We start from the raw sequence: 22,257 nt of genomic DNA, 5'->3' as shown, positions 1-22,257 counted from the left end.
AGCCCCCCGTCTTCCGTTGGGAGATTTACGCCCACCTGCGCCGAGGTGTGACGACCCGGCGGGAAGACTGGAGTTCCTACAGACGGCCTGTGGAAAGGTTGACGTGCGCTCGTGGATGATGGGCCCGCCGTCCAACCCCTGTCCACGTAGGAGTCCCCCCATGCGTCGCACCGTCATCGCCGTTGCCGTGGCCTTCGTCCTCGGTGGTTTCTCCCAGCGCGCCCTCGCCGAGAAGCAGCCCAAGATGGAGGAGGCGCTCGTCCACCTGCGCTACGCCCTGGCCGCGCTCAAGTCCGCCTCCCACGACAAGGGCGGCCACCGCGCCAAGGCCGTCGAGCTCACCGAGAAGGCCCTGGACGAGGTGAACAAGGGCATCGCCTACGACAACAAGCGCTGACCCCGCCCGGGACCGCTTCCGGCGGGAATCCAGGGAGGCTGTGGGTTTTCCGTCTCTCTTGAAATAAGGGAATTTTCATGAGACGAATACCCGTGCTTGCGGAGCGGGGAGTCGCGCGCACCGCAATGCCTTCCCTGGAGACGGGGCATCCCCTCCCGCGGCCTGGGAGGGAGGTGCCTCGAATCAGCTGACAGCGTGGCGCGCCACGCTGGAGGTACCCCCATGAAGTCGCGGTCTCGTCTGTACGTGTCCCTGTGCCTCGGTGGATGGCTGCTCGGCCCGGCTGCGCTGGCCCAGCAGGATCCCCGCGTGGTGATCGTCAAACCCTCCGCCGGAGCGAAGGCCCCGGCCCAGGCGAAGCGCTACTGGGCGGACTACGCCAGCAACTCCATCAAGCGCAGCAACCTCGACGGCTCGAACGTCGAGACCCTCGCCACCGATACCGAGGGCCCCTACGCCACCACGTATGATCCGGAGACGGGGTACGTCCTCTGGACGAGCTCGGGCGACGAGCTGGTGCAGATGGCCCCCGCCAATGGCGCCACCGGGAGCACCATCACCCTCAACAGCTCGTTCGAGGAGTACTTCCCGGTCATCGTGAAGGGCACCGACCTCAACGTGGCCTATGGCGTGGTGGAAGGGCAGGTCGTCCGCGTCACCGAGGACAAGAACACCGGCACCGAGAAGCGCGACGTGCTGTACACGCTCTCCTCCGCCGAGGATGTGCACGGCCTGGCGCTGACGCCGGACGGCAAGGGCCTGTACCTGGGCGATCTCCAGGGCCGGATGACCCGGAAGCTGAACCTCTCCACCCTCCAGGTGACGCCGCTCGTCTACGACAACGGGGAGACGTGCACCCTCTGCCTGACGTCGCAGCCCACCTCGAGCACCTCGACCAAGAAGGCGGCGCCCGCCCCCAGGTCCTCCGCGTCCAAGGAGAAGAAGTGATGAGCTCCCGTCAGCCTCTCTTCCTGTGGGCGATCCTCGCCGTGCTGGGCGCGAGCGCCCCGGCCGGTGCGCAGACCGTCTACGGCTATGCGGACCTCCACTCGCACCTGATGGCCGAGCACAGCTTCGGAGGCGGTTGGTTCGCGGGCAAACTGGAAGGCCCCATGGACGTGGCGGTCCAGCGCTGCGACGGCAACTTCCCGCTCAAGTCCCACGCGGCCACGCGCTTCCCCATCGTGTCGGAGCTGCTCGGTGACGACACCGGCTGGCACGAGGGCAAGAAGCGCGGGTACGACCGGCGCCAGTGCCAGTACTTCCTGGGCATCAAGATTCCCGGCACCTGCCCGCAGACGCACTTCGAGCAGTGGCCCATGTGGAACGCCATCGCCCACCAGCAGATGTGGCAGGGCTGGCTGCAGCAGGCGTACCAGAACGGCCTGCGTGTCATGGTGGTGTCCGTCGCCGAGTCCAACTTCCTCTGCAGCAACACGGCCGCCTCCACGCGCCGGTACGACTGCGACGAGATGGCCTCCATCAAGCGCCAGATTACGGCGGCGCAGGGCTTCGTCTCGCGCAACAGCGGGTGGGTGGGCATCGCCACCACGCCGGCCCAGGCGCGGGCGCTCATCCAGCAGGGCAAGCTCGCGCTCGTGCTGGCCGTCGAGGTCACCCAGCTCTTCCCCTCGGGGGACTACCTCGCGCAGCTCGATGAGCTGAGGAGCATGGGCGTACGCTCGGTGCAGGTGGTGCACCATGCGGACAACCGCTTCGGCGGCGCGGCCCCCATCAAGGAGCTGATCGGCGCGGCCAACAAGATCGAGGCCATCACCTTCAGCGAGCAGACGCGCATCAACGACATCGTCTGCCGCAACAGCTCGGGCAGCTCCGGCACGTGCAACGGTGACACCTACCTCAACGAGCGGGGCCTCACCACGGATGGCCAGGCCCTGGTCCGCGCGATGATGGACCGCGGCATGCTGGTGGACGTCGCGCACCTGTCGCGCAAGGGCTTCGCCAACGTCCATCAAATCGCGCAGCAGCGCGGGAACTACCCGCTGCTCTACTCGCACGCGCACATGTGGAACACGATCGACTCCTCCGTGGACCGCCACGAGAAGTACATCAAGCAGGATGAGATCCAGATGATCACCAGCACGGGCGGCATGGTGGGTCTGCGCACCGGTCCCGAGTCGACCGTCCAGTACGGCTCCTCCGTCAGCAACAGCTGCCAGGGCTCGGCCCGGTCCTTCGCCCAGTCGCTCATGTACGCGGTGGACAACGGCCTGAAGGTGGGCTTCGGTGCGGACCTGAACGGCTTCACGTCCCAGCTCAAGCCCCGCTACAACCCCTTCACCTGCTACTCGGACTACACGCAGATCAACAGCTCGGGCGGGCCCAATGACCTGCACAAGAAGGGCCTGGCGCACGTGGGCCTGCTGCCGGCGCTGATGTCGGACCTGCAGGCGGTGGGGACGCCGTCCCATTACCTGGACCACCTCAACCGCTCCGCGGAGAACTTCCTGCAGATGTGGGAGCGCAGCGCGAGCCTGGCCACGGTGCAGACCGGCAACTGGACGGGGTGGCTGAACCGGGATGGCCCGAGCGGCTCCGGTGACTGGGAAGGCCTGGGTGACTTCGTCCTCGCCGGCCAGACGTGCTCCAGCCCCGTGGGCATCGAGTGCCAGAACACCTCCGGGGTGAACTGGACACAGACGGGCGAGGTCTACACCTGCGCTCCGACCGTGGGTGGCATCTGCCAGAACGCCGACCAGTCCGATGGCTACTGCCAGGACTACCGCGTGCGCTTCCTCTGCCCCACGAGCGGCTCGTTCAGCTACAGCGCCACCAACACCAACAGCGCGCAGCAGAACACGCCCACCCACAACGTGCTGCTCAACGCCGGGCAGACCCTCCAGCTCGGCACCTGTACCGTGGGCGGCTCCTCCGGCTCGGGTGACACGTACCTGCGCCTGTATGGCCCGGGTGGCACCCAGGTAGCCTACAATGACGACAGTTGTGGGGTGCTCACCTACATGAGCTTCACGGCCACGCAGAGCGGCGTCTATCAAATCCGCGCGGGCTGCTACTCCAGCAACAGCTGCAGCGGCACGGTGGCCTACACCCTCCAGTAGCAGGGCGGGACGCTCGGAACGGGCCCCTCGCTCCCGGAATTGACGCCCCGCGTCAGGCCGGTGGAGCGGGGGGCTCGCCCGTGTGAGGCCGGTGATCCAGGAAAATGTCGGACCGGCGCAACTGGAAACCTACAAGGTCGATAATCGTAAATAAGCAGGTCCCCGTACATCTCCCGCACCGGGCACACCCCCTGGCGCGTGCCGCACTCTCGCGAGGTAGCTCCATGTCGATCAAGAAGACGGACGGCTCCAACTACATCCCGAAGCCGAAGCCTCCCGAGCCGAAGCCCGTCGAGACGAAGGCGAAGCCGAACACGACGGCGCAGACGGCCACCGGTAACCAGAGTGGTGCGACGCGCACGGCGGGCAACCAGGTCCGGCCGCAGCAGACGCGGGACGGGTTCGACGGCGGCAAGGCGCCCACCTCGACGGCGCGCGGCCAGCAGGCGCAGAAGCTGGGCTCCACCACGGCGCCCACGACGGCGCAGACCAACGCGGCGGCGGACAAGGGCGCGCTGGCGAAGATCGGCCTGACGGAGGATGACCTCAAGAAGGCGGGCCAGGCGGCGCGTCCGCACCTGGAGAAGGCCGTGCAGTCGGTGGCGGGCGGCCACCCGGAGCAGGCGCTGGAGCACCTGCGCAACGCGGCGCTGTCCTCGCCCGAGGTGGCGCAGAAGGCCATCCGCGGCCTGGCGCAGAACCTGCCCGAGGGTCCGGCCAAGACGCTGCTGACGGATGAGAAGGTGGCCAAGGAGCTGGTGACCAACAACCAGCTGCACGCCTCCATCGGCAAGCTCATCCAGAACCCCGGCGACACGGGCGCCGTGCGCGAGCTGCTCAACAACGCCCCCGCGCGCGACGCGGTGCTGGGCGCGCTCGGCAACGACCCGCAGATCAAGGCGCAGCTGGCCAAGGTCGGCCTGGAGCCCAAGGACCTGGTCGAGGCGGGCGCCGCCGCGCCGAAGCTCTGGGACGCCGCCGAGAAGATCAAGGCGGGTGATGTGAAGGGCGGTCTGGCGGACATCCAGGCGGCGGTCGAGGCCGCGCCGGGACTTGCCGCCAAGATCGGCGAGAAGGTCGAGAAGCTCTTGCCGCAGAGCGTGAAGGACCAGTTCGCCAAGCTGGGCATCACGTCCGAGCAGATCCGCACGGCGGGCCCGGCGCTGCCGCACCTCTATGAGGCGGCGGACGCGGCCTCGAAGCAGGATTGGGGCAAGGCGTTCAACGCGCTGAAGGAGGCGGCCATCGCCGCCCCGGACCTCACCACGCAGGCCATGAAGGGCCTGGCGCAGCAGCTGCCGCCGCAGCTGGGCGCGGTGAAGACGCTGCTGACGGACGACAAGTTCCTCAAGGAGGTCGTCACCAACCGCGACCTGCACAGCCAGGTGGGCAAGCTCTTCGACGAGTCCACCCGGATGGAGGGCCTGCGTGGGCTGCTCAACAACGACAAGGTGCGGGACTCGGCGCTCACGGCGCTGGGCAACGACCCCAAGGTCAAGGAGCAGCTGGCCAAGATTGGCCTGGAGCCCAAGGACCTCGTGGACGCGGGCAAGGCCGCGCCCAAGCTCCTGGACGCCGCCGAGAAGATCAAGGCCGGCGATGTGAAGGGCGGTCTGGAGGACATCCAGAAGGCCGTGGAGGCCGCGCCGGGGCTGGCCGCCAAGATTGGCGACAAGCTGCTGAAGATCCTCCCGCAGGGCGTGAAGGATCAGTTCGCCAAGCTGGGCATCACCCCGGAGCAGATCCGCACGGCGGGCCCGGCGCTGCCGCACCTCTATGAGGCGGCGGACGCGGCCTCGAAGCAGGACTGGGGCAAGGCGTTCAACGCGCTGAAGGAGGCGGCCATCGCCGCCCCGGACCTCACCACGCAGGCCATGAAGGGCCTGGCGCAGCAGCTGCCGCCGCAGCTCGGCGCGGTGAAGACGCTGCTGACGGACGACAAGTTCCTCAAGGAGGTCGTCACCAACCGCGACCTGCACTCGCAGGTGGGCAAGCTCTTCAACGAGTCCACCCGGATGGAGGGACTGCGCGGGCTGCTCAACAACGACAAGGTGCGTGACACGGCGCTCACCGCGCTGGGCAACGACCCCAAGGTCAAGGAGCAGCTGGCGAAGATTGGCCTGGAGCCCAAGGACCTAGTCGAGGCCGGCAAGGCCGCGCCGAAGCTCTTCGACGCCTTCGACAAGATCCAGAAGGGCGACGTGAAGGGCGGTCTGGCGGACATCCAGGCGGCGGTCGAGGCCGCGCCGGGGCTGGCCGCCAAGATTGGCAACAAGCTGGTGGACGCGCTGCCGCAGGGCGTGAAGGACCAGTTCGCGAAGCTGGGCATCACCGAGCAGCAGATCCGCACGGCGGGTCCGGCGCTGCCGCACCTGTTCGAGGCGGCGGACGCGGCGTCCAAGCAGGACTGGGGCAAGGCCTTCAACGCGCTGAAGGAGGCGGCCATCGCCGCCCCGGACCTCACCACGCAGGCGCTCAAGGGGCTCGCGCAGCAGCTGCCGCCGCAGCTGGGCGCGGTGAAGACGCTGCTGACGGACGAGAAGTTCCTCAAGGAGCTCGTCACCAACCGCGACCTGCACTCGCAGGTGGGCAAGCTCTTCAACGAGTCCACGCGGCTCGAGGGCCTGCGCGGGCTGCTCGGCAACGACGCGGCGCGCGACACGGCGCTCACGGCGCTGAGCAACGACCCCAAGGTCCAGGAGATGCTGACCAAGGCGGGCCTGACGCAGCAGGATCTGCTCCAGGCCGGCAAGGCGGCGCCGCACCTGTTCGACGCGGTGAAGGCCTTCTCCGAGGGGAAGATCGACGACGGCATCACCGCGCTGGGCGCGGCGGCCGAGGCGGCGCCGGAGCTGCTGAACAAGATTGGCGAGAAGCTGATCAACAAGCTGCCCGAGGGCCTGCGCAAGAACATCACCGACCTGGGGATTACCCCGTCCGAGCTCATCCAGGCGGGCCGCGCGCTGCCGGACCTGCTCAAGGCGGGCCAGGCGCTGGGCCAGGGTGACTTCCAGCAGGCGCTCTCGAGCCTGCAGTCCGCGGCGGGCAAGATGCCGCCGTCCATCATCGAGAAGGCCATCACCACGACGGCCGGCAAGCTCCCGGACGAGGGCTTCGGTGGCGTGGTGAAGTCGATGCTCACGGACAAGGACTTCGTCCACCAGCTGGTGGCGAACCCGGACGTGCACGCGGCGTTCGGCAAGATGATGTCGGGCGACCTGGTGCAGGGCACGAAGGACCTGCTGACCAACCCGGCGCTGGCGGCGGCCGCGGGCAACGCGCTCGCGAAGAACACGCAGCTGATGGAGAAGCTCAAGCCCTTCGGCATCGAGACGGGCGCGGACATCGCGGCGCTGGGCGGCTCGGTGTTCGACGTGATGCAGGCGGGCCAGCAGATCGCCCAGGGCAAGCCGGGCGAGGCGCTGAAGACGCTGGGCAAGGCGCTGGCGGACGTGCCGCCGGAGCTGCGCGGGCGCATGGCGGGCAAGCTGGCCGAGAAGCTGGGCGCGCCGGCGTGGGCCAAGGACACCATCGTCGCGGCGGCGAGCCTGCTGGGCAACGACCAGGTGGGCCAGGCGCTGGGCGACGCGTTCGCGGCGCTCAAGAACGGGGACGTCAGCGGCTTCGTGAAGGGCCTGGCCACCACGGGCAAGACGATCGCCCAGACGGCGCCGGACGCGGCCAAGGCGTTCCTCAACTCGCTGTCGCACATCCCGGGCAGCCTGGGTGAGCTGTTCAAGGACACCCAGCTCAACGCGGCCATGGTGGACTCGGGCGCGGTGACGAACCTGTTCGAGGCGGCGGAGAAGCTGTCGACGGGTGACATCGGCGGGGCGCTGAAGGAGATCGCCGAGGCGGGTGGCGCGCTGCTGACGCAGGGAGACCACTTCGAGGTGGCGGGCCAGGAGCTGCCGTTCGGGCGTCAGGGCATCGAGAACATGACGCGGCTGTTCGGCCGGTTCGTGGACGCGCTGCCGGACGAGCTGAAGGAGAAGATCGCCAAGGAGTCGGCGAAGTTCGCGGCGAAGGCGGGCCTGAAGTCGGTGCCGCTGCTGGGCAACATCATCAGCGCGGGCAGCGCGATTGGCAGCGCGAAGGACCTGTGGGACGAGCTGCGCAAGGACCCGAAGGACGGGCTGGACATCGCGCTGGCGGCGGGCCAGCTGGGCCTGGACGTGGCCGGAGCGATCCCGGGTCTGAACAGCATCACGGGCCCGCTGCAGATGGTGCTGGGCACGGCGAAGGTCATCAAGGGAGCGGCGGACCTGATCGGCGACGTGCGCCAGTTCCAGCAGAGCCTCGTCGGAGCCTGAGCCAGGGAAGTCCGAGCCAGGGCAATCCAAGCCCCTCGCCCCCAAGAACCCCTCTCCCGCCGGGAGAGGGACAGGGTGAGGGTCTGCCCGCGTGACGCGGTCCGTCACGGTGGTTGGAGCCAAAAACATCCAGAAAGGGACTCCCATGGGGAGGGAGGGGCAGGTGGGTGTAAGGTGCGCGCGGGCTCCTCGCGGTGGGGGAGCGCCTTGCTACGAGCACAATCACTCATGAAGAGTCTGAAGCTGGCGGTTCTGCCCCTGATGACGCTGCTCGCGGTGCCGGCCGAGGCCGCGCCGCGCGTGAAGGTCATCCTCCCGGAGAAGACGAAGAACACCTGCATCCGCAAGGTGGCGCGGCTCTCCTCCACGCTCAAGTACGAGGCGGCGCTCGCCGAGCTCGCCGCGCCCGGGTGCACGCAGGACCTGGCGCCGGAGGAGCAGCTGTGGGTGTCGTTGATGGAGGGCGTGCTGTACCAGGCGCTCGAGCAGACGCCGCGGGCGGAGGACGCCTTCTGCCGTGCGTTCAAGCAGGAGGAGCTGGCGAGCCTGCCGCTCGAGAAGCCCTCGGCGGAGCTGGACGGGCTGTTCGAGAAGATGCGGGTGGAGTGCCCGGATCGCGAGAAGGCCAAGGCCGCGCAGGCCGAGGCGGAGGCGAAGGCCGCCGCGGCTCCGGCACCTGTTGTCGCGGAGGCCGCGCCGGCGCCGGCGCCCGTGGAGCCGACGCCCGAGGTGGAGCCCGAGCCGTCGCTGTCGCTGGCGGACTCGTTCGAGCTGTACGCCGGCCTGCATGGCGAGGCGGACGTGGGGAACAGCGGGCCGCTGCCGCTGGCGGGTGTGAACGTGAACGGCTCGGTGCGGCTGCCGTTCGGGCTGAGGGCGGGCGTGGGGCTGACGGCGCTCGGCTCGCCGCGGTTCTCCTCGGCGATTGGCCTGCTGCTGGCGGACGTGCGCCTGGCGTATCCGCTGCTCGCGTCGCCGGGGAAGTTCGGGCTGCAGGTGTTCGCGTCGGGTGGCCCGCTGCTCTACGGCCCCAACCCCATGGCCGCGGGAGGCCGGGCGGGACTGGGCGTGGCGCTGGACGTGTCCAAGGTGCGCGTGTCGCTGGGTGGCTCCTACGAGTGGCGCAGCCACTACCGGCTGGACTACGCCGCGCCGATGGCGTGGCTCGAGCTGGGCTGGAAGCTCCGGTAACCGGGTCGTCGCCGTGAAAGGAAGCCGCCGAGGTCCAGGGAATGCCTGGGCCCAGGCGGCTTCTCCCTTTTCAGCGCTCGCGGTGCCGGTCCCGCGCCGTGGAGAAGGCATCCCATGGCGCGGATGCCTGACGGGTACCCCGGGGCGAACCCTCCAGAGCGCCGGAGCCCCGGGTGAGCACCCGGCCCGAGACTTGCTGTGCCTCGTCGCGAGGGTGACGGGGAGAGCGGCAACGGGTTGACCTTGGAGGTCACCCGCCGCACGCTTCGAGACATGGAGCGCGACCGGCGGGGCAACGCGGAGGCCTTCCCTCGAGCACCCTCCCAGCAGGAGTGGGAGGCGATGAGCGTGGAGGAGCGGGAACAGGTGGTGGACTCACTGCCCGGTGAGGTGACATGGGACGAAATGGCCATGCCGGAGGGCGACCGGCACCTGCGGGCGAAGGTGAGCGCGCTGGATGTGTTGGAGGCTCACTTCAGCCGGCACCGGCGGCACAAGGTGTACCTGGGCGCGGAGCTGCCCGTGTACTACCCGGGCGAGCGGCGTTTCGCGCCGGACCTGTTGGCGGTACGGGACGTGGAGCGGCACGAGCGGGACAAGTGGGTGGTGAGCGCCGAGGGGAAGGGGTTGGACTGGGTGATGGAGGTGCACGTGGGGGGCGACCGGAAGAAGGACGCCGAGTACAACGTGCGGCGCTACGCGCGGCTGGGTATCCCCGAATACTTCATCTACGACCGGAAGAAGGAGCGGTTGGTGGCGTACCGGCTGCCGGCGTCCGGGCCGAGGAAGTACGCGCCCATTCCGCTGGAGCGGGGGCGCTACCACTCGGAGCAGTTGGGGTTGGACCTGCAGGTGGAGGAGGGACGGCTGCGCTTCTGGGCGGGGCGCACGCCGCTGCTGGAGTCGGACGAGCGCATCGCCAGATTGAAGAAGGAGGCGAGGCTGTTGCGGCAGCGCGCAGCCGAAGAGGCGCAGCGCGCAGCCGAAGAGTCGCGGCGCGTGGCCGAAGAGTCGCGGCGCCGGGAGACGGCGGAGCAACAGCTCGCGAAGTTGCGAACCGAGTTGAAGCGGCTCAGGACACGGAGCTCCTGAGCCGTGAGCTGGCGAGGGCGGCGGCTCCGGGAGGGCGCCGCTACCCGAGCTTCTTGATGAAGGCGGCGGCGAGCTCGGCCTTCTTCGCGTCGCTCTCGCCCGCGGGCACGATGAGGATGCGCTCGGGAGGGAGCACCTTGCGCGCCCGCTCCTGCAGGTGGGCGGAGTATTTGGCCACGTACTCGTCGGCGGTCTTCTGGGCGACGCCGGAGGCCAGCCCCTTCTTGCGCTGCTCCTCGAGGCCCGCGAAGTCGAGCACGCACCCATCGGCCTGGCCGAGGTAGAGCAGCCAGCTGACGCTGTAGAGGCCCACGCGCTGCTTGCCGGCGGCGAGCTTCTCGAGCGCGTCCTTGTAGTAGGGCGCGAGCTTGGGGTTCTCCCCCGGAGGCAGGCCGCCCTGGAGCAGCAGCTTCTGGGCCTCCTTGTTGTCGGAGACAGCGTCGGTGATGGCCTCGTTGTCCACGAAGGTCAGCTGGGACGTGGAGCAGGCGCGAGCCATCCAGGGGGCGGCCTCGGCCGGCTCATTGTCGAAGACGATGACGAAGCGCTTCATCGGAGAGGGTCTCCAGGTGAGGGATGCGGCCATCATAACCCCGGGAGGCTGGCGGGAGGGCATCCAGACGGGCGGAATCTCTCCAGGGAACAGGGTGCCCGCCTCCCTGGTGCACGGGGTGGCGGGAATGCGGCGCAGGTGGGAGCGCCGGGTTAGAGAGAGGGCGTGTCTCCACCGGTTTCCTCCCCGCGTCCTCCCCCATCGCTGAAGGCCCGCCTCAAGGGCATGGGCACCCTCTTCCGGCAACTGCCGGGCACCTTCCGGCTCTTCTGGGAGGCGAGTCCCCGGGGCGCGGTGGTGCTCGGGGTGCTGACGCTGGTGGCGGCGCTGGTGCCGGCGGCCATCGCCTGGGTGGGCAAGCTCATCGTGGACGGCGTGGTGGCGGCGCAGTCGAGCGGGGACCCGGCCACGCGCGAGCGGGTGCTGCGGCTGGTGTTGCTGGAGTTCGGGCTGATGGTGGGCTCGGTGACGCTGGACCGGGCGCTGTCGCTGACGCGCGAGCTGCTGCGCGCCAGCCTGGGCAACCTCCTCAATGAACGCATCCTCCAGAAGGCGCTGCAGCTGGAGCTGCGGCACTTCGAGGACTCGGACACGTACGACAAGATGCAGAACGCGCGGCGCGAGGCCAACAGCCGGCCGCTGGCGCTGGTGATGGATGCGTTCTCCATCGTGCGCAACGCGGTGACGCTGTCCACGTACGCGGTGCTGCTGGTGGCGCTGTCGCCGTGGAGCGTGGTGGTGCTGGTGGCGGCGAGCATCCCGGCGTTCATCGCGGAGGCGCGGCTGGCGGCGGAGGGCTTCCGGCTCTACTCGTGGCGGGCGCCCGAGGGGCGCAAGCTGAACTACCTGGAGTGGATCCTCACGCGGGACAACCACGTGAAGGAGGTGAAGGTGTTCGCGCTGGGCCCGCTGGTGCTGGGGCGCTACCGGACGCTGTTCCGCAAGTTCTTCCTGGAGGACCGGGCGCTGGCGCTCAAGCGGATGGGGTGGGGGTTGGGGCTGGGGCTGTTGTCGCTGGGGGCGTTCTACGCGTGTTACGCGTTCGTGGCGAACCGGGCGGCGCAGGGCACCATCACGCTGGGCGACATGACGCTGTACCTGGGGGTGTTCCGGGCGGGGCAGACGGCGTTCCAGGGAATCCTGTCGAGCGTGGGGAGCATGTACGAGGGGGCGCTCTTCATGAGCAACCTCTTCGCTTACCTGGAGATCCCCACGGGGCAGGAGGCACCGAGGGTGCTGCCCGCGCTCACGCCGCCGAGGGGCCGGGGCAACGCCATCGAGCTGCGCAACGTGTCGTTCCGCTATCCGGGGAAGAAGGAGTGGGCGCTGCGCAACCTGTCGCTGAAGCTGGAGCCGGGGGAGAAGCTGGCGCTGGTGGGCGAGAACGGAGCGGGGAAGAGCACGCTGGTGAAGCTGCTGCTGCGCCTGTACGAGCCCACGGAGGGAGAAATCCTCTATGGGGGCGTGAACCTGAAGGACATGGACCCGGAGGACCTGCGCTCGAGGTTCGGCGCGGTGTTCCAGGACTTCGTGCGCTACCAGTTCAGCGTGGCGGAGAACATCGGGTTGGGGCACGTGCCGGCGCTGGAGGACCGCAACCGCATCGTCCGGGCGGCGGAGCAGGGCGGGGCGAGCACGGTGATTTCAGCGCTGCCCAACCAGTACGACACGATGCTGGGTGGCTGGTTCGAGAAGGGGCAGGAGCTGAGCGGCGGGCAGTGGCAGAAGCTGGGCGTGGCGCGGGCGTTCATGAGGGAGGACGCGGAGGTGCTCATCCTGGACGAGCCCACGGCGAGCATCGACGCGGAGTCGGAGCACGCGCTGTTCGAGCGCTTCCAGGAACTGGCGGCGGACCGCATCGCCCTGGTCATCTCGCACCGGTTCTCGACGGTGCGGATGGCGGACCGGATCGCCGTGCTGCACAACGGCGAGGTGGAGGAGCTGGGGAGCCACGCGGAGTTGATGGCGCGCAACGGGCGTTACTCGCACCTGTTCAACCTGCAGGCCCGGGGTTACCGGGACTGAGAATCTCCCCTCGCCCTCCGGGAGAGGGACGGGGTGAGGGTGCCACGCCTCCCGGGTTGCCGGGTCGGACGCGGGGCGCCTACCTCCTGACTTCTTGCGGAGCGGCCCGCGAGCGATAAGAGCCACCGTATGCCCTACACGCCCATCATCGGCACGCTCGGTTACGTCATGTCCCCGGACGGGACGAAGGTGCTGCTCATCCACCGCAACGCGCGGAAGAACGATGCGCACCTCGGCAAGTACAACGGGCTCGGCGGGAAGATGGAGCCCGGCGAGGACGTGGTCTCCTGCATGCGCCGCGAAATCCGAGAGGAGGCGGGCATCGAGTGCACGGAGCTGACGCTGCGGGGCACCATCAACTGGCCCGGCTTCGGCCCCAAGGGCGAGGACTGGCTCGGCTTCGTCTTCCGCATCGACCGCTTCGAGGGCACGCCGCACGAGCGCAACGTGGAAGGCACGCTCTCGTGGGTGCCGGTGAAGGACATCATGAGCCTGCCGCTGTGGGACGGGGACCGGCACTTCCTGCCCCTCGTGTTCGACGCGGACCCGAGGGCCTTCCACGGCGTCATGCCCTACGCGGAGGGCAAGGCGGTGAGCTGGTCCTTCACGAGAATCTGAGTCCCGCGCTCACTCCGCGCGCCGGAACGTGTCACACGCCGCGCTGGTCCATGGGGCAGAGGATGACGGAGACGACCCCCGAGGAACATCACCAGCAGGGCGACCACGAGGGGGGTGACTCCGCCTCCAAGGGCCAGCGGGCGTCCCACGCCCGAGCCCCGCCGGTCCTCGATGTTCGAGCTGCGACGACCCCCTTGCCACCGCATCCGTGCCCCTCCTGGCCCGCCTTCTGGCCGTTCCAGAGCAAGGGGGCGGATAATCCTTCCGTCTTCCAGTACACTACCTTTCCAATGACGTTGTCGGTGGACTCGCGCATCTCGACGCTCCTCCTGCGGCTGGCTTCCATCGCGGCGAGCATCGGCGTCCTCGTCGGAGCCGTCGTCCTGGTGGGCGGCTGGGGCTTCGGGGTCGAGGACCTGACGGTCCTGGTGCCGGGCATGCCCGCCATGGTGCCGGGGACGGCGGCCGGGCTCATGCTCACGGGCACGTCCCTGGGGCTGCTGTGCCCCGCCAGCCCGTCACCGCTCCGGCGGGGGCTGGGCCGTGTCTGCGCCGCCCTGGCCAGCCTCCTCGGCGTGCTCGTGGTGGCCGACTATGTCTTTCATCAGCGATGGCTCGATGGGCTCTTCGTCTGGCTGACGCCCCTGGGGGCCGGGCCCCGGCTTCCCTCGCCCCAGACGGCGCTCTGCTTCATCCTGCTGGGCCTCGCCCTGGTGCTGCTGGACGTGGAGACGCCGCGGGGCCGCCGGCCCGCGCAATACCTCGCGCTCACCGTGGCCCTGCTCTCCTGGACGGCGCTGATTGGCTATGGCACGGGCGCCTCCCAGCTCCATACGTTGCCGGGGCTGCCCGCTGGAATCGGCATGGCCCTGCACACGTGCACGGCCTTCTTCGTCCTGAGCCTGGGGACCCTGGGGGCCCGGCCCACCCACGGGCTCATGCGCACCCTCACGGGAACGCACGCGGGCAGTGTCATGGTGCGCCGCCTGCTGCCGCCTCTGCTGCTCGGCCCCTACGTGGTGGGCCACCTGTCCCTGCTGGGGACGCGCGCCGGCCTCTACTCCTCCAGCACGGCCTTCGCCCTCGTCACGGGCATGCTGACCTTCATGGGGCTGCCGTTCCTCTGGTCGGCGTCCCGCAGGCTCAACCACGCCGGGCTCGCGCTCGAGGAGGCCTGGCGCACCGAGGCGCTCCAGCGCGCCTGGCTCATGAGCATCATCGAGCAGATGCCCGACGGCGTCCTCATCCTGGACGAGCAGGGGCACATCCTCGTGGCCAACGCGGCCGCCAAGTCCCTGTGCGTCAGCGACTCCGACGGGGTGGATGCCTTTGGCAACCGGTTCCTCTTCGAGCTGCGCAGGCCCTCCGGCGAGCCCCTCCCGTGGGAGGAGGTGCCCTTCGTGCGGGCGGTGACCCGCGGCGAGCTGGAGGCGGGAGTCGAGCTGTCGCTGTGGACGCGGGACGGGCGGAGCGTGCCGGTGCTGGTGAGCGCGACGCCCATCCAGGGGCGCCAGGGGACGCCGGGCGGCGCCGTCTCCATCTTCCGCGACATCACCCCGCTCAAGGAGCTGGAGCGCCAGCGCGAGGAGTGGACGTCGGTGGTGGCCCATGATCTGCGCCAGCCGGTGAGCGTCATCGCCCTGGCGCTCGATGCGCTGCGCAACGACACGCCCGAGGGCCCGCCCGCCGGGCAGCAGGAGCCCTTGCAGTGGATAGATACCAGCGTGGGCAACCTCCGCCGGATGATCGAGGATCTGCTGGACGCCTCGCGGATTGAAGCGCGGCAGTTGCGGCTGGAGCGGCAGCCGGTCTCGCTCACGGAGCACGTGCACGCGTGCGTCCGGCGGATGGAGGGACAGGCGCGGGGCCGTCCCATCCGCGTGACCGCGCCGGACGAGGCGCTGACGCTGGGAGATCCGCTGCGCATCGACCAGGTGATCACCAACCTGCTCTCGAACGCGGTGAAGTACGGCACGCCCCAGACGCCCATCGAGGTGGAGGTGACCCGGCTGGAGGAGGGGCTGCGGGTGTCGGTGACCAACGAGGGCCCCGGCATCCCGCCGGAGCAGCTGCCCCAGTTGTTCCGGCGCTTCCACCGCACGCCGGGGAGCCACAAGCAGGCGGCGGGGATCGGCCTGGGGCTCTACATCTGCAAGGGGCTCGTCGAGGCGCACGGGGGCCGGCTCTGGGCCACCAGCACCCCGGGCCGCAGGACGACGTTCTGCTTCAGCCTGCCGGAGCTGGAGCGGGCGGGGCCGTCGTCCCTGGCCTCGTCGCGGACCCACTGAGGCCCACCGCCGCGCGGGCTCAGCGCAGGGGGCGCTTGAAGCAGTAGGTCGCGGCCGCCGAGGTGGTGAGTCCGCTGTTGTCGACGGTGACGAGCTCCCAGCCCTGCTGTCCCGCGGCCTTGAGCTGCGCGGTGATGGCCTCGACCTTGGGATTGCCGAGCCCCCAGTTGGGCTCCATGCAGTAGTAGTCCCAGCGCGGAGTGCCCGGGTCCGTCTGGGCGAGCGCGGGGGGGAGCCACTGCACGCGCGAGGCGGCGCAGCCGGCGAGGAATACGAGTGCGAGCAGGAGGTTGCGGCGACTCTCGGTCTTCATGTGTCTCTCTCCTCGGAAGGGCCGGGGTTGGAGGGGCCCTGGGAGCCCGGTACCCTACGGCATCCATGGCTCAGCCCCTCTCTCCGTCTCCGTCCTCTCCGCCTCCGGCCACTCCCCACGAGGTGGGCTCGCCCGAGGGCGGTGCTCCGCGCTTCGGCTGGTTGCCCACGCCGGGCTCGTGGAAGTTCCACCTGCTGTTGAGCGCGGTGGCCATCTTCGTGCTCGGGCCGCTGGGGGGGATTGCCGCCTCGTACATGAACTTCAGCCTGGGCTTCTTCGTGGGCGGGCAGGTGCTGGCGGGCATTCTCGGCAGCGCCGTCACCTACGGCTACGGCCCCGAGGGCAAGCACGGCGCCAACTACATGCAGACGATGGCCGCGTCGGTGGCCTCCATGTGCGCCATGTCCGTGCTCATCCAGGCCATGGTGTGGCTGGGCATGCCGCAGCCGCCGGCCTGGCACCTGATGCTCTTCGTGGGGTGCGTGGGCATGTTCGGCGTGGGCGTGGGCATGCTCTACACGCCGCTGCTGGTGGACCGGCTGCAGCTGGACTACCCCTCGGGCTACGCGGTAGCCAACATCCTGCGGGCGCTCACGGACAAGCGGCTGCTGAAGGCCTCCATCGCCAAGCTGGGCGGAGGCACGGGGCTGGGGGCGGTGGTGGCGGCGCTCACCGAGCGCGTGGCGGCCGTGGGGGCCTCGGGCCTGAGCGCGTCCACCATTGGCGCGGGCATGGTGGTGGGCAGCCGCATCACCGTGCCGGCCGTGGTGGGAGGCCTCATCGGGTATGCCTTCACCCCGTACCTGCGGAGCATCGGCTGGCTGGGGGCGGACGAGCCGTTCCGCAAGATTGGCTTCCTCATCGGCCTGGCGATGATCTGCGGCGCGGCGGTGGTGGACCTGTCGCTGCTGGCGGTGCAGGCGGTGGACCGGGTGCGCAACCGGGCGAAGGTGGCGGCGGACGAGGTGCCCGCGTGGAAGCAGGTGAGCCTGCCGAAGCTGTTCGGCTGGGTGGGCTTCTGGGCCGTGGCGGTGGTGGGGGTGGCCACGCGGCTGTTGGAGCAGCCCCTGGGCTTCATCCTCTTCGGGCTCGGGCTGTCGCTGCTCTTCGTGCTCGTCAACGGCATCGCCTACGGCATCACCGACCAGAATCCCATCTCCAGCGCCTTCGTCATCTCCGTGCTGTTGATGTCGCTGCTGGGGCTGAAGAACCCGCTGGTGGGGGTGATGGCCGCGAGCATCCTGCTCATCTCCACCTCGGTGGGCTGTGACATGCAGCAGGACCGCTCCACGGGCTGGCGCCTGGGCACGGACCGCACCCTTCAATTCCGCTACCAGGTGATTGGGATCGTCATGGGCGCGGTGCTGTGCGTGGGCCTGGCGCGCGTCTTCATGAGCGCCTACCCGGTGCTGGCCATCAACCAGCTGGACAACCCGGGGGCGGAGGTGGGGCAGTGGAGCTCGGCGATGACGTACAAGTTCGTGGGCGCCATCCGCAGCCTGGGCTCGCTGTCGGAGCACACGGTGAAGGCGCTGCTCTTCGGCCTGGTGCTGGGCTTCGTCATCGAGGTGGCGCGCAAGCTGCTCAAGCGCCACGCGCGCTACCAGGCCTTCCTGAAGGGCTCGCGCGCGGGCTACGCGGTGGGCTGGACGATGGACGCGGTGCTGCTGTCGAGCCCGTATGCCTCGTCCTTCGGCGGCTTCGTGAACCTGCCGGCGGCGCTCTGGTTCGGCGCGGGCGGCATCCTGTCCTCGCTGTGGAACACGCTGACGAAGAAGGCGGCGCCGCACACGGCGGGCTCGCCCGGTGAGGGAGCGGCCCTGCCCGAGGACATGAGCACCACCTCACTGGTGGGCGGCGGGCTCATCGCGGGCGAGTCGCTCTACTTCCTCTTCGTGGGCCTGGCCGGGCTGCTCGCGCTGCTCTGGTAACGGGGCACTGCCTGAGCGCCCCATTCGCGCACCCACCCAGAGAGCCCCATCCGCGCACCCACTCCCTCGCCCTCCGGGAGAGGGTCGGGGTGAGGGTGCCTCGGGCCCCGGGTTGCACCGCACTTCTGTAAATCCTGCCGATGTACTTCTTACCGACTCTGGCCTCGTCCCCCGGTGCCGGTCCCGCCAAACCCCTGGAATCACAGGCCTCTGTGCCCGGAAACCCGCTGGCACGCGGGATGCTCTAGCTCATCCACGTCAGGTCGGTGGGGCGGGACGGGTGGGGCGGGTAGGACGGGCGGGTGGGGCAGGACGGGCGGGTCGGTCGAGGGCGGCGGGTAGGGGTTGGGGGGGTTGGGGGGAGCAGTACGGAAGGGTGGAAGGGTCGTGCTTCTTCGGGGGTAGTACTGGGGGTAGTGCCGTGGGGAGGAGCTGCTTGGGGGCGGCTCCTCCCCGTTTTTTTTGGGGGCGCTGGCTCAGCCGCGCTTCTTGAGGACGTCGCCCTCGGCGGACAGCTCGTAGACGAGCGGCACGCCGGTGGCGAGCTCCAGGCCCACCACCTGCTCGCCGGTGAGCTTGTCGAGCTTCATCACCAGGGAGCGGTTGGAGTTGCCGTGGGCCACCACGAGCACGTTCTTGCCCTGGCGCAGGTCGCCGCTGATGGCGCGCTCGTAGAAGGGCAGCACGCGCCTGGCGGTCATCTCCAGGGACTCGCCGTTGGGGGGCGGGATGTCATAGGAGCGGCGCCACTTCTTCACCTGGTCATCGCCCCAGCGCTTGGCGGCGTCCTCCTTGTTGAGGCCCTGGAGGTCGCCGTAGTGGCGCTCGTTGAGGGAGGCGTCGCGGATGATGGGGATGCGCTGGCCGAGCGACTCGAGGATGAGGGCGAGCGTCTCCTGGGCGCGGGTGAGGGCCGAGGTGTAGGCCACGTCGAACTGGAGGCCCTTGAGGGACTCGGCGGCCTGGCGGGCCTCGGCGCGGCCCTTCTCCGTCAGGGGTACGTCCACGAAGCCGGTGAAGCGGTTCTCATGGTTCCACAGGGACTGTCCGTGTCGGACGAGAGCGAGGATGGGCATATGCGCGCCCCCTACTTCAACCCGGGAGGCGCTGTAAACCGTCTCATGGGTTGGCGGCGCAGTCCCCCGAGGCGGGCGCGTCCACCGACAGGACGAGCCGGGGCGCCCACTCGAGGCGCACGTGCTCCTTGGAGGCGAAGTCCACGCCGTTGCGGGACTCGTTGACGAGCGCGAAGCCGTAGGTGCCGCCGCCCTGCACGAAGGACGTCACGTCGTACTCCACGGAGCTGCCATGGGGCACCTCGCCCACGTCCCCCAGGGGAGGGCCCATCACCGAGGGCCGCTGGCTCCACGTGACGGAGTCCTCGCTCCAATCCGTGGTGGCCGGGTAGAGCCTGGGGCCGTCCGAGCTGCCATCCATGGCGTAGAGGCGCAGCGTGGCCTGCCGCACGGGGCCCGGCGGGGTGGGCACCTCGAAGCGCAGGAAGGCCGAGCGCCGGGAGAGGTTGTCCGCCACCAGCTTGCGCTCGGCACCGGAGACGGGCTGCTCCTGCCCCTCTTCCACATACGCGTCATCCGTGGGGGCGACGTACACCCGCCGCGGCTCCACGGCCGAGGACTCCTGGCACCGCGCGTTGTCCGCCGCCTCGCTCGGCGTCTCCCCGCCGCACCGGGCGAGCAGCACCAGCGCCGCCCACCCGGCAACACCCCTGACACCCCAGCGCACACCTTGCTTCATGTTCCCCCCTGATTCCCGTGGGGCAGCGCTGCACCGGCGATGCCAGCGGGAGGGCGCCGGACAAACCCGATTCGTCCGCGAAACCCCGTGCGCGAGGGGTGGTGGCGCGCTCACTTCGGGAAGGTGTGTTGCCCTCGGGGTGCAGGAGCGGGAGCAGCGTGGGGTGTGGCGGTGACTGCTCCGCACCATGGGGCAGGGGCGTGTGCGGCACCGGACGGGTTCAGCACCCGAGCCGTCCAGCAGAGCGCCGGCAACGTCCGGCTGCATGCCTTCACCTTCGCTTCCAACCATTCAAACACATATCAGCTCGCGGATTGCCACGGCCCAGCCGTCGTCCTCATGACCCGCGTCGAATGACGCAACCCGGCATGCTCCAGGGGCCTGAGCAGGCACGGTACACTGTGCGAGCCGTCATCCTTCCCCCGGAGATACCGATGTCGCGCCCCCCCCACTGCCTCGCCGTGCTCGCGGCGCTGGTCTTCCTCTCCGCGTCAAACGCCTCGGCACAAACCCTCCAGGAAGGGCCACCGCCGCAGCACCGGCTCGTGTACCGCAACCTGATGGTGGCCCGCCTCAACCCCCTGGGCCTGCTGGAGGAGGCGCGGATCAACTATCGCTACCGGCTCTACCGCAGTGAGTCACCCGCGCTGCGCGACAACTTCGTGAGTGTCGGCCTCGCGCCCGCGCTCAGCCCCGCCTTCGGACGGCTCGGGGTGGTGGTGGAGCTCCAGCCCCTGAGCATCCTCCAGCTCTGGGGCATGTATGAGTTCATTGGCAACTTCGGCACCTTCCGGCAGCTGCAATCCTTTCCCTCGGCGCTCTCGAACTTCAGCGACACGGAGCTGGATGCCCTTGATCGGCTCCCTTCAGGAGACACCCGGAGGCCCTATTCCAACATGGGCTCGCAACTCACGCTCGGCGCGACGCTCCAGTTCAAGGTGGGTCCGGTGGTGGCGCGCAGTCTCTTCCGTCTGGTCCGTCCCGACATGTCCCTGCGCGAGGGGAACCGCGTCTTCTATGACATCTATTACGACGTGCTCGCCCCCAATCAGGGGTGGTATTTCGTCAACGACGCCGACGTGCTGTACCAGACGGGGCGTGGCCTCACGATCGGGCTTCGGTGGGCGTCCTCGCACGCCTTCTACGGTCCGAGCCACTTCTCTCCCAGCGAGCCCCAGGAGAATCTCAACACGGCCCACCGCGTGGGCCCCGTGGTGGCCTACACCTTCGCGGAGCGGGACGGCGCGCCCTTCAACTCGCCCACCGTGCTGCTGATGGTCAACTGGTGGCTCGTCCACCGCTACCGCACGGGCGCGGACGCCTCTCCGTTCTTCCCGTACCTGGCGCTCGGATTCTCCTTCTCCGGCGACCTGATGCCGGTGCCCTCGCCCTCGGAGCGGTAGGCCCGGCGCCCAGGGGCGAGCTGGACGGAGACCCGTGAGCGCTGTCCCCAGCGCTTCACCTCTGGCCTGGCCACCACGCCCTTGCTGCCGCTAGCAACGGCGGCTCAGAAGCACTGGGCCCTGCCGCCGACCCCCCAATGGGCGGAGGTGCCACGGAGGTACCAGGAGCCCGTATCGGAGTAGATGCTGAGCGACTCATTCATGCTGTCGAACTGTCCCGTCATGTACGACAGGGCGCAGGACCGGCCCGAGGTGGTGCCCAGGTGCGTGGGGTAGCCCTGGGTCTGGTTCCAGCCCTTGCTACCACCGCTGGCCGGCACCGAGACGCACCGGGCCCTGGCGTATCCCGTTCCCGACTGGGAGTCGCCGAACAGGTACCACGAGCCTCCGTTTGGATAGACGTAGACCCAATCCGCCGTGCTGTTGAAGGCTCCACCGACGCGCGAGAGGAAGCACACCCGGCCCGTGGTCGTGCCCAGGTTCTTCGGCAATCGATCTCCCGCGTTCCAGGTGTACTCGCCGCCGAAGGTGTCACCGGCGGGCAGTCTCGCGCATCCGGCCCTGGCACTCGTCCCTCCAGACCCGCCGACGTACCAGCTGCCTCCCGCCGTGAACACGTGGACGGAGTCGGCGGCGCTGTCGAACCTCCCTTGGATACGGGTGAGGAAGCACACCCGGCCCGTGGTCGAGCCCAGGGGGGAGGCGGGCGCGGGAGCCGTCCAGTTGTCTCCGTGGCTGTAGGGCAGCTCTTCCTCGATGATGCCCAGCTCGGATTGGGGCTCGAGGCCCTGAACACTCTGCTCGTCTTGCAGGTCCTCGGGGCCGCAGCCCACCAGGGACGCGGTCAACGGCAGGGCAACGAAGAGGTGCTTGAGCTTGAACATGAAAGCCTCCTGGAAATGTGGGGGAAAGGCGAGAGACAAACTAAACCCTCCCTTCCAGGAAACCAGGCAGGCATGACCTGTCTGTCATCGGGTGGATGCGTGTTCAGCCCTCAGGGCAATCCAAAAGCCTTCCCGTGTATGGATTGACGGAAACCTTTCCGACAATCTCGATTCTTGGCAGATGAGATCCGGGCCTGCCCATCTCCCGGAAGCACTCGTGGGTCCTGGATGGCTCAGCGCGTCTCGGTTCGCATCCGGCTTGCTGTCCCTCGAGGCCACGCCGTTGCGCAGCGAGCGGGCGCGCTTGAGCAGTGACACGAACTCCTCGCGCTCGGCGTTGCCGGCGGGCGTGGCGGCCCGGGCGATGTCGAGCACCTGGTCGAAGCTCCAGCGCTCGGCGTGGGGGCTGTGGCG

The 22,257-nt window shown here is 69.3% G+C and carries 17 protein-coding genes; 11 read left to right on the top strand and 6 right to left on the bottom strand.

Features of this window, described 5'->3' with window-relative positions:
• Positions 1 to 160: 160 nt before the first annotated feature.
• From VFZ09_RS44325 to VFZ09_RS44300, 6 genes are all read left to right on the top strand, one after another.
• Positions 161 to 397 (top strand): hypothetical protein, encoded by a 237-nt coding sequence (locus VFZ09_RS44325; protein WP_329733880.1) that lies wholly within the window; start codon positions 161 to 163, stop codon positions 395 to 397.
• A gap of 222 nt (positions 398 to 619) precedes the next feature.
• Positions 620 to 1,345, top strand: a complete 726-nt coding sequence (locus VFZ09_RS44320; RefSeq protein WP_329733879.1) for a hypothetical protein — start codon at positions 620 to 622, stop codon at positions 1,343 to 1,345.
• Positions 1,345 to 3,477, top strand: coding sequence for a membrane dipeptidase (locus VFZ09_RS44315; RefSeq protein WP_329733878.1), 2,133 nt, complete (start codon positions 1,345 to 1,347; stop codon positions 3,475 to 3,477). The genes VFZ09_RS44320 and VFZ09_RS44315 overlap by 1 nt, the downstream gene beginning before the upstream one ends.
• A 224-nt stretch (positions 3,478 to 3,701) precedes the next feature.
• The gene (locus VFZ09_RS44310) at positions 3,702 to 7,790 is read left to right on the top strand and encodes a hypothetical protein (protein WP_329733877.1); all 4,089 of its coding nucleotides are present in this window, start codon (positions 3,702 to 3,704) and stop codon (positions 7,788 to 7,790) included.
• A gap of 228 nt (positions 7,791 to 8,018) precedes the next feature.
• Positions 8,019 to 8,981 carry a hypothetical protein gene (locus VFZ09_RS44305; RefSeq protein WP_329733876.1) on the top strand — a complete coding sequence of 321 codons (963 nt, stop codon included), beginning with the start codon at positions 8,019 to 8,021 and terminating at the stop codon, positions 8,979 to 8,981.
• 273 nt (positions 8,982 to 9,254) lie between these two features.
• Positions 9,255 to 10,073 (top strand): Uma2 family endonuclease, encoded by an 819-nt coding sequence (locus VFZ09_RS44300; protein WP_329733890.1) that lies wholly within the window; start codon positions 9,255 to 9,257, stop codon positions 10,071 to 10,073.
• A gap of 40 nt (positions 10,074 to 10,113) precedes the next feature.
• Here VFZ09_RS44300 and VFZ09_RS44295 read toward each other — a convergent pair whose 3' ends face one another.
• Positions 10,114 to 10,626 (bottom strand): hypothetical protein, encoded by a 513-nt coding sequence (locus VFZ09_RS44295; protein WP_329733875.1) that lies wholly within the window; start codon positions 10,624 to 10,626, stop codon positions 10,114 to 10,116.
• 225 nt (positions 10,627 to 10,851) lie between these two features.
• Between VFZ09_RS44295 and VFZ09_RS44290 the strand changes: the two genes are divergently transcribed.
• Together VFZ09_RS44290 and VFZ09_RS44285 are read left to right on the top strand one after the other, a co-directional pair.
• Positions 10,852 to 12,651 (top strand): ABC transporter ATP-binding protein, encoded by a 1,800-nt coding sequence (locus VFZ09_RS44290; RefSeq protein ID WP_329733889.1) that lies wholly within the window; start codon positions 10,852 to 10,854, stop codon positions 12,649 to 12,651.
• 129 nt (positions 12,652 to 12,780) lie between these two features.
• Positions 12,781 to 13,269 (top strand): 8-oxo-dGTP diphosphatase, encoded by a 489-nt coding sequence (locus VFZ09_RS44285; RefSeq protein ID WP_329733874.1) that lies wholly within the window; start codon positions 12,781 to 12,783, stop codon positions 13,267 to 13,269.
• Here VFZ09_RS44285 and VFZ09_RS44280 read toward each other — a convergent pair.
• Positions 13,224 to 13,475, bottom strand: a complete 252-nt coding sequence (locus tag VFZ09_RS44280; protein ID WP_329733873.1) for a neutral zinc metallopeptidase — start codon at positions 13,473 to 13,475, stop codon at positions 13,224 to 13,226. The genes VFZ09_RS44285 and VFZ09_RS44280 overlap by 46 nt on opposite strands.
• Positions 13,476 to 13,559: 84 nt before the next feature.
• On the opposite strand from VFZ09_RS44280, the gene VFZ09_RS44275 reads away from it, so the two are divergent.
• Complete coding sequence (locus tag VFZ09_RS44275) at positions 13,560 to 15,557, top strand: PAS domain-containing sensor histidine kinase (protein ID WP_329733872.1); 1,998 nt, start codon at positions 13,560 to 13,562, stop codon at positions 15,555 to 15,557.
• Between the two features lie 19 nt (positions 15,558 to 15,576).
• Here the strand turns inward: VFZ09_RS44275 and VFZ09_RS44270 are convergent, their stop codons facing one another.
• Positions 15,577 to 15,870 (bottom strand): hypothetical protein, encoded by a 294-nt coding sequence (locus VFZ09_RS44270; protein ID WP_329733871.1) that lies wholly within the window; start codon positions 15,868 to 15,870, stop codon positions 15,577 to 15,579.
• Positions 15,871 to 15,935: 65 nt separating this feature from the next.
• Here VFZ09_RS44270 and VFZ09_RS44265 point away from each other — a divergent pair, with 65 nt between their 5' ends.
• The gene (locus tag VFZ09_RS44265) at positions 15,936 to 17,801 is read left to right on the top strand and encodes an OPT/YSL family transporter (RefSeq protein WP_329733870.1); all 1,866 of its coding nucleotides are present in this window, start codon (positions 15,936 to 15,938) and stop codon (positions 17,799 to 17,801) included.
• A gap of 476 nt (positions 17,802 to 18,277) precedes the next feature.
• On the opposite strand, the gene VFZ09_RS44260 is transcribed toward VFZ09_RS44265, so the two are convergent.
• Both VFZ09_RS44260 and VFZ09_RS44255 read right to left on the bottom strand, forming a co-directional pair.
• Entirely contained in the window at positions 18,278 to 18,877 is a 600-nt protein-coding gene (locus VFZ09_RS44260) for a 2,3-bisphosphoglycerate-dependent phosphoglycerate mutase (protein WP_329733869.1), read from the bottom strand.
• A 43-nt stretch (positions 18,878 to 18,920) separates the two neighbouring features.
• Positions 18,921 to 19,556 (bottom strand): DUF7594 domain-containing protein, encoded by a 636-nt coding sequence (locus VFZ09_RS44255; protein ID WP_329733868.1) that lies wholly within the window; start codon positions 19,554 to 19,556, stop codon positions 18,921 to 18,923.
• Between the two features lie 434 nt (positions 19,557 to 19,990).
• Here VFZ09_RS44255 and VFZ09_RS44250 point away from each other — a divergent pair, with 434 nt between their 5' ends.
• Positions 19,991 to 20,959 (top strand): hypothetical protein, encoded by a 969-nt coding sequence (locus VFZ09_RS44250; RefSeq protein ID WP_329733867.1) that lies wholly within the window; start codon positions 19,991 to 19,993, stop codon positions 20,957 to 20,959.
• 104 nt (positions 20,960 to 21,063) lie between these two features.
• Here VFZ09_RS44250 and VFZ09_RS44245 read toward each other — a convergent pair whose 3' ends face one another.
• Positions 21,064 to 21,843: a hypothetical protein gene (locus VFZ09_RS44245; RefSeq protein ID WP_329733866.1), complete on the bottom strand. Its 780-nt coding sequence runs from the start codon at positions 21,841 to 21,843 to the stop codon at positions 21,064 to 21,066.
• Positions 21,844 to 22,257: the final 414 nt, after the last annotated feature.

This window comes from Archangium sp., from assembly GCF_036277355.1.
Lineage (GTDB): Bacteria > Myxococcota > Myxococcia > Myxococcales > Myxococcaceae > Archangium.
This window is presented reverse-complemented; position numbering and strand designations above follow the sequence as displayed.

Excerpts from the sequence above, each read along its gene's own strand:
- VFZ09_RS44325 (WP_329733880.1), top strand. The coding sequence starts at position 161 with ATGCGTCGCACCGTCATCGCCGTTGCCGTGGCCTTCGTCCTCGGTGGT.
- VFZ09_RS44320 (WP_329733879.1), top strand. The coding sequence starts at position 620 with ATGAAGTCGCGGTCTCGTCTGTACGTGTCCCTGTGCCTCGGTGGATGG.
- VFZ09_RS44315 (WP_329733878.1), top strand. The coding sequence starts at position 1,345 with ATGAGCTCCCGTCAGCCTCTCTTCCTGTGGGCGATCCTCGCCGTGCTG.
- VFZ09_RS44310 (WP_329733877.1), top strand. The coding sequence starts at position 3,702 with ATGTCGATCAAGAAGACGGACGGCTCCAACTACATCCCGAAGCCGAAG.
- VFZ09_RS44305 (WP_329733876.1), top strand. The coding sequence starts at position 8,019 with ATGAAGAGTCTGAAGCTGGCGGTTCTGCCCCTGATGACGCTGCTCGCG.
- VFZ09_RS44300 (WP_329733890.1), top strand. The coding sequence starts at position 9,255 with ATGGAGCGCGACCGGCGGGGCAACGCGGAGGCCTTCCCTCGAGCACCC.
- VFZ09_RS44295 (WP_329733875.1), bottom strand. The coding sequence starts at position 10,626 with ATGAAGCGCTTCGTCATCGTCTTCGACAATGAGCCGGCCGAGGCCGCC.
- VFZ09_RS44290 (WP_329733889.1), top strand. The coding sequence starts at position 10,852 with ATGGGCACCCTCTTCCGGCAACTGCCGGGCACCTTCCGGCTCTTCTGG.
- VFZ09_RS44285 (WP_329733874.1), top strand. The coding sequence starts at position 12,781 with ATGCCCTACACGCCCATCATCGGCACGCTCGGTTACGTCATGTCCCCG.
- VFZ09_RS44280 (WP_329733873.1), bottom strand. The coding sequence starts at position 13,475 with ATGCGGTGGCAAGGGGGTCGTCGCAGCTCGAACATCGAGGACCGGCGG.
- VFZ09_RS44275 (WP_329733872.1), top strand. The coding sequence starts at position 13,560 with ATGACGTTGTCGGTGGACTCGCGCATCTCGACGCTCCTCCTGCGGCTG.
- VFZ09_RS44270 (WP_329733871.1), bottom strand. The coding sequence starts at position 15,870 with ATGAAGACCGAGAGTCGCCGCAACCTCCTGCTCGCACTCGTATTCCTC.
- VFZ09_RS44265 (WP_329733870.1), top strand. The coding sequence starts at position 15,936 with ATGGCTCAGCCCCTCTCTCCGTCTCCGTCCTCTCCGCCTCCGGCCACT.
- VFZ09_RS44260 (WP_329733869.1), bottom strand. The coding sequence starts at position 18,877 with ATGCCCATCCTCGCTCTCGTCCGACACGGACAGTCCCTGTGGAACCAT.
- VFZ09_RS44255 (WP_329733868.1), bottom strand. The coding sequence starts at position 19,556 with ATGAAGCAAGGTGTGCGCTGGGGTGTCAGGGGTGTTGCCGGGTGGGCG.
- VFZ09_RS44250 (WP_329733867.1), top strand. The coding sequence starts at position 19,991 with ATGTCGCGCCCCCCCCACTGCCTCGCCGTGCTCGCGGCGCTGGTCTTC.
- VFZ09_RS44245 (WP_329733866.1), bottom strand. The coding sequence starts at position 21,843 with ATGTTCAAGCTCAAGCACCTCTTCGTTGCCCTGCCGTTGACCGCGTCC.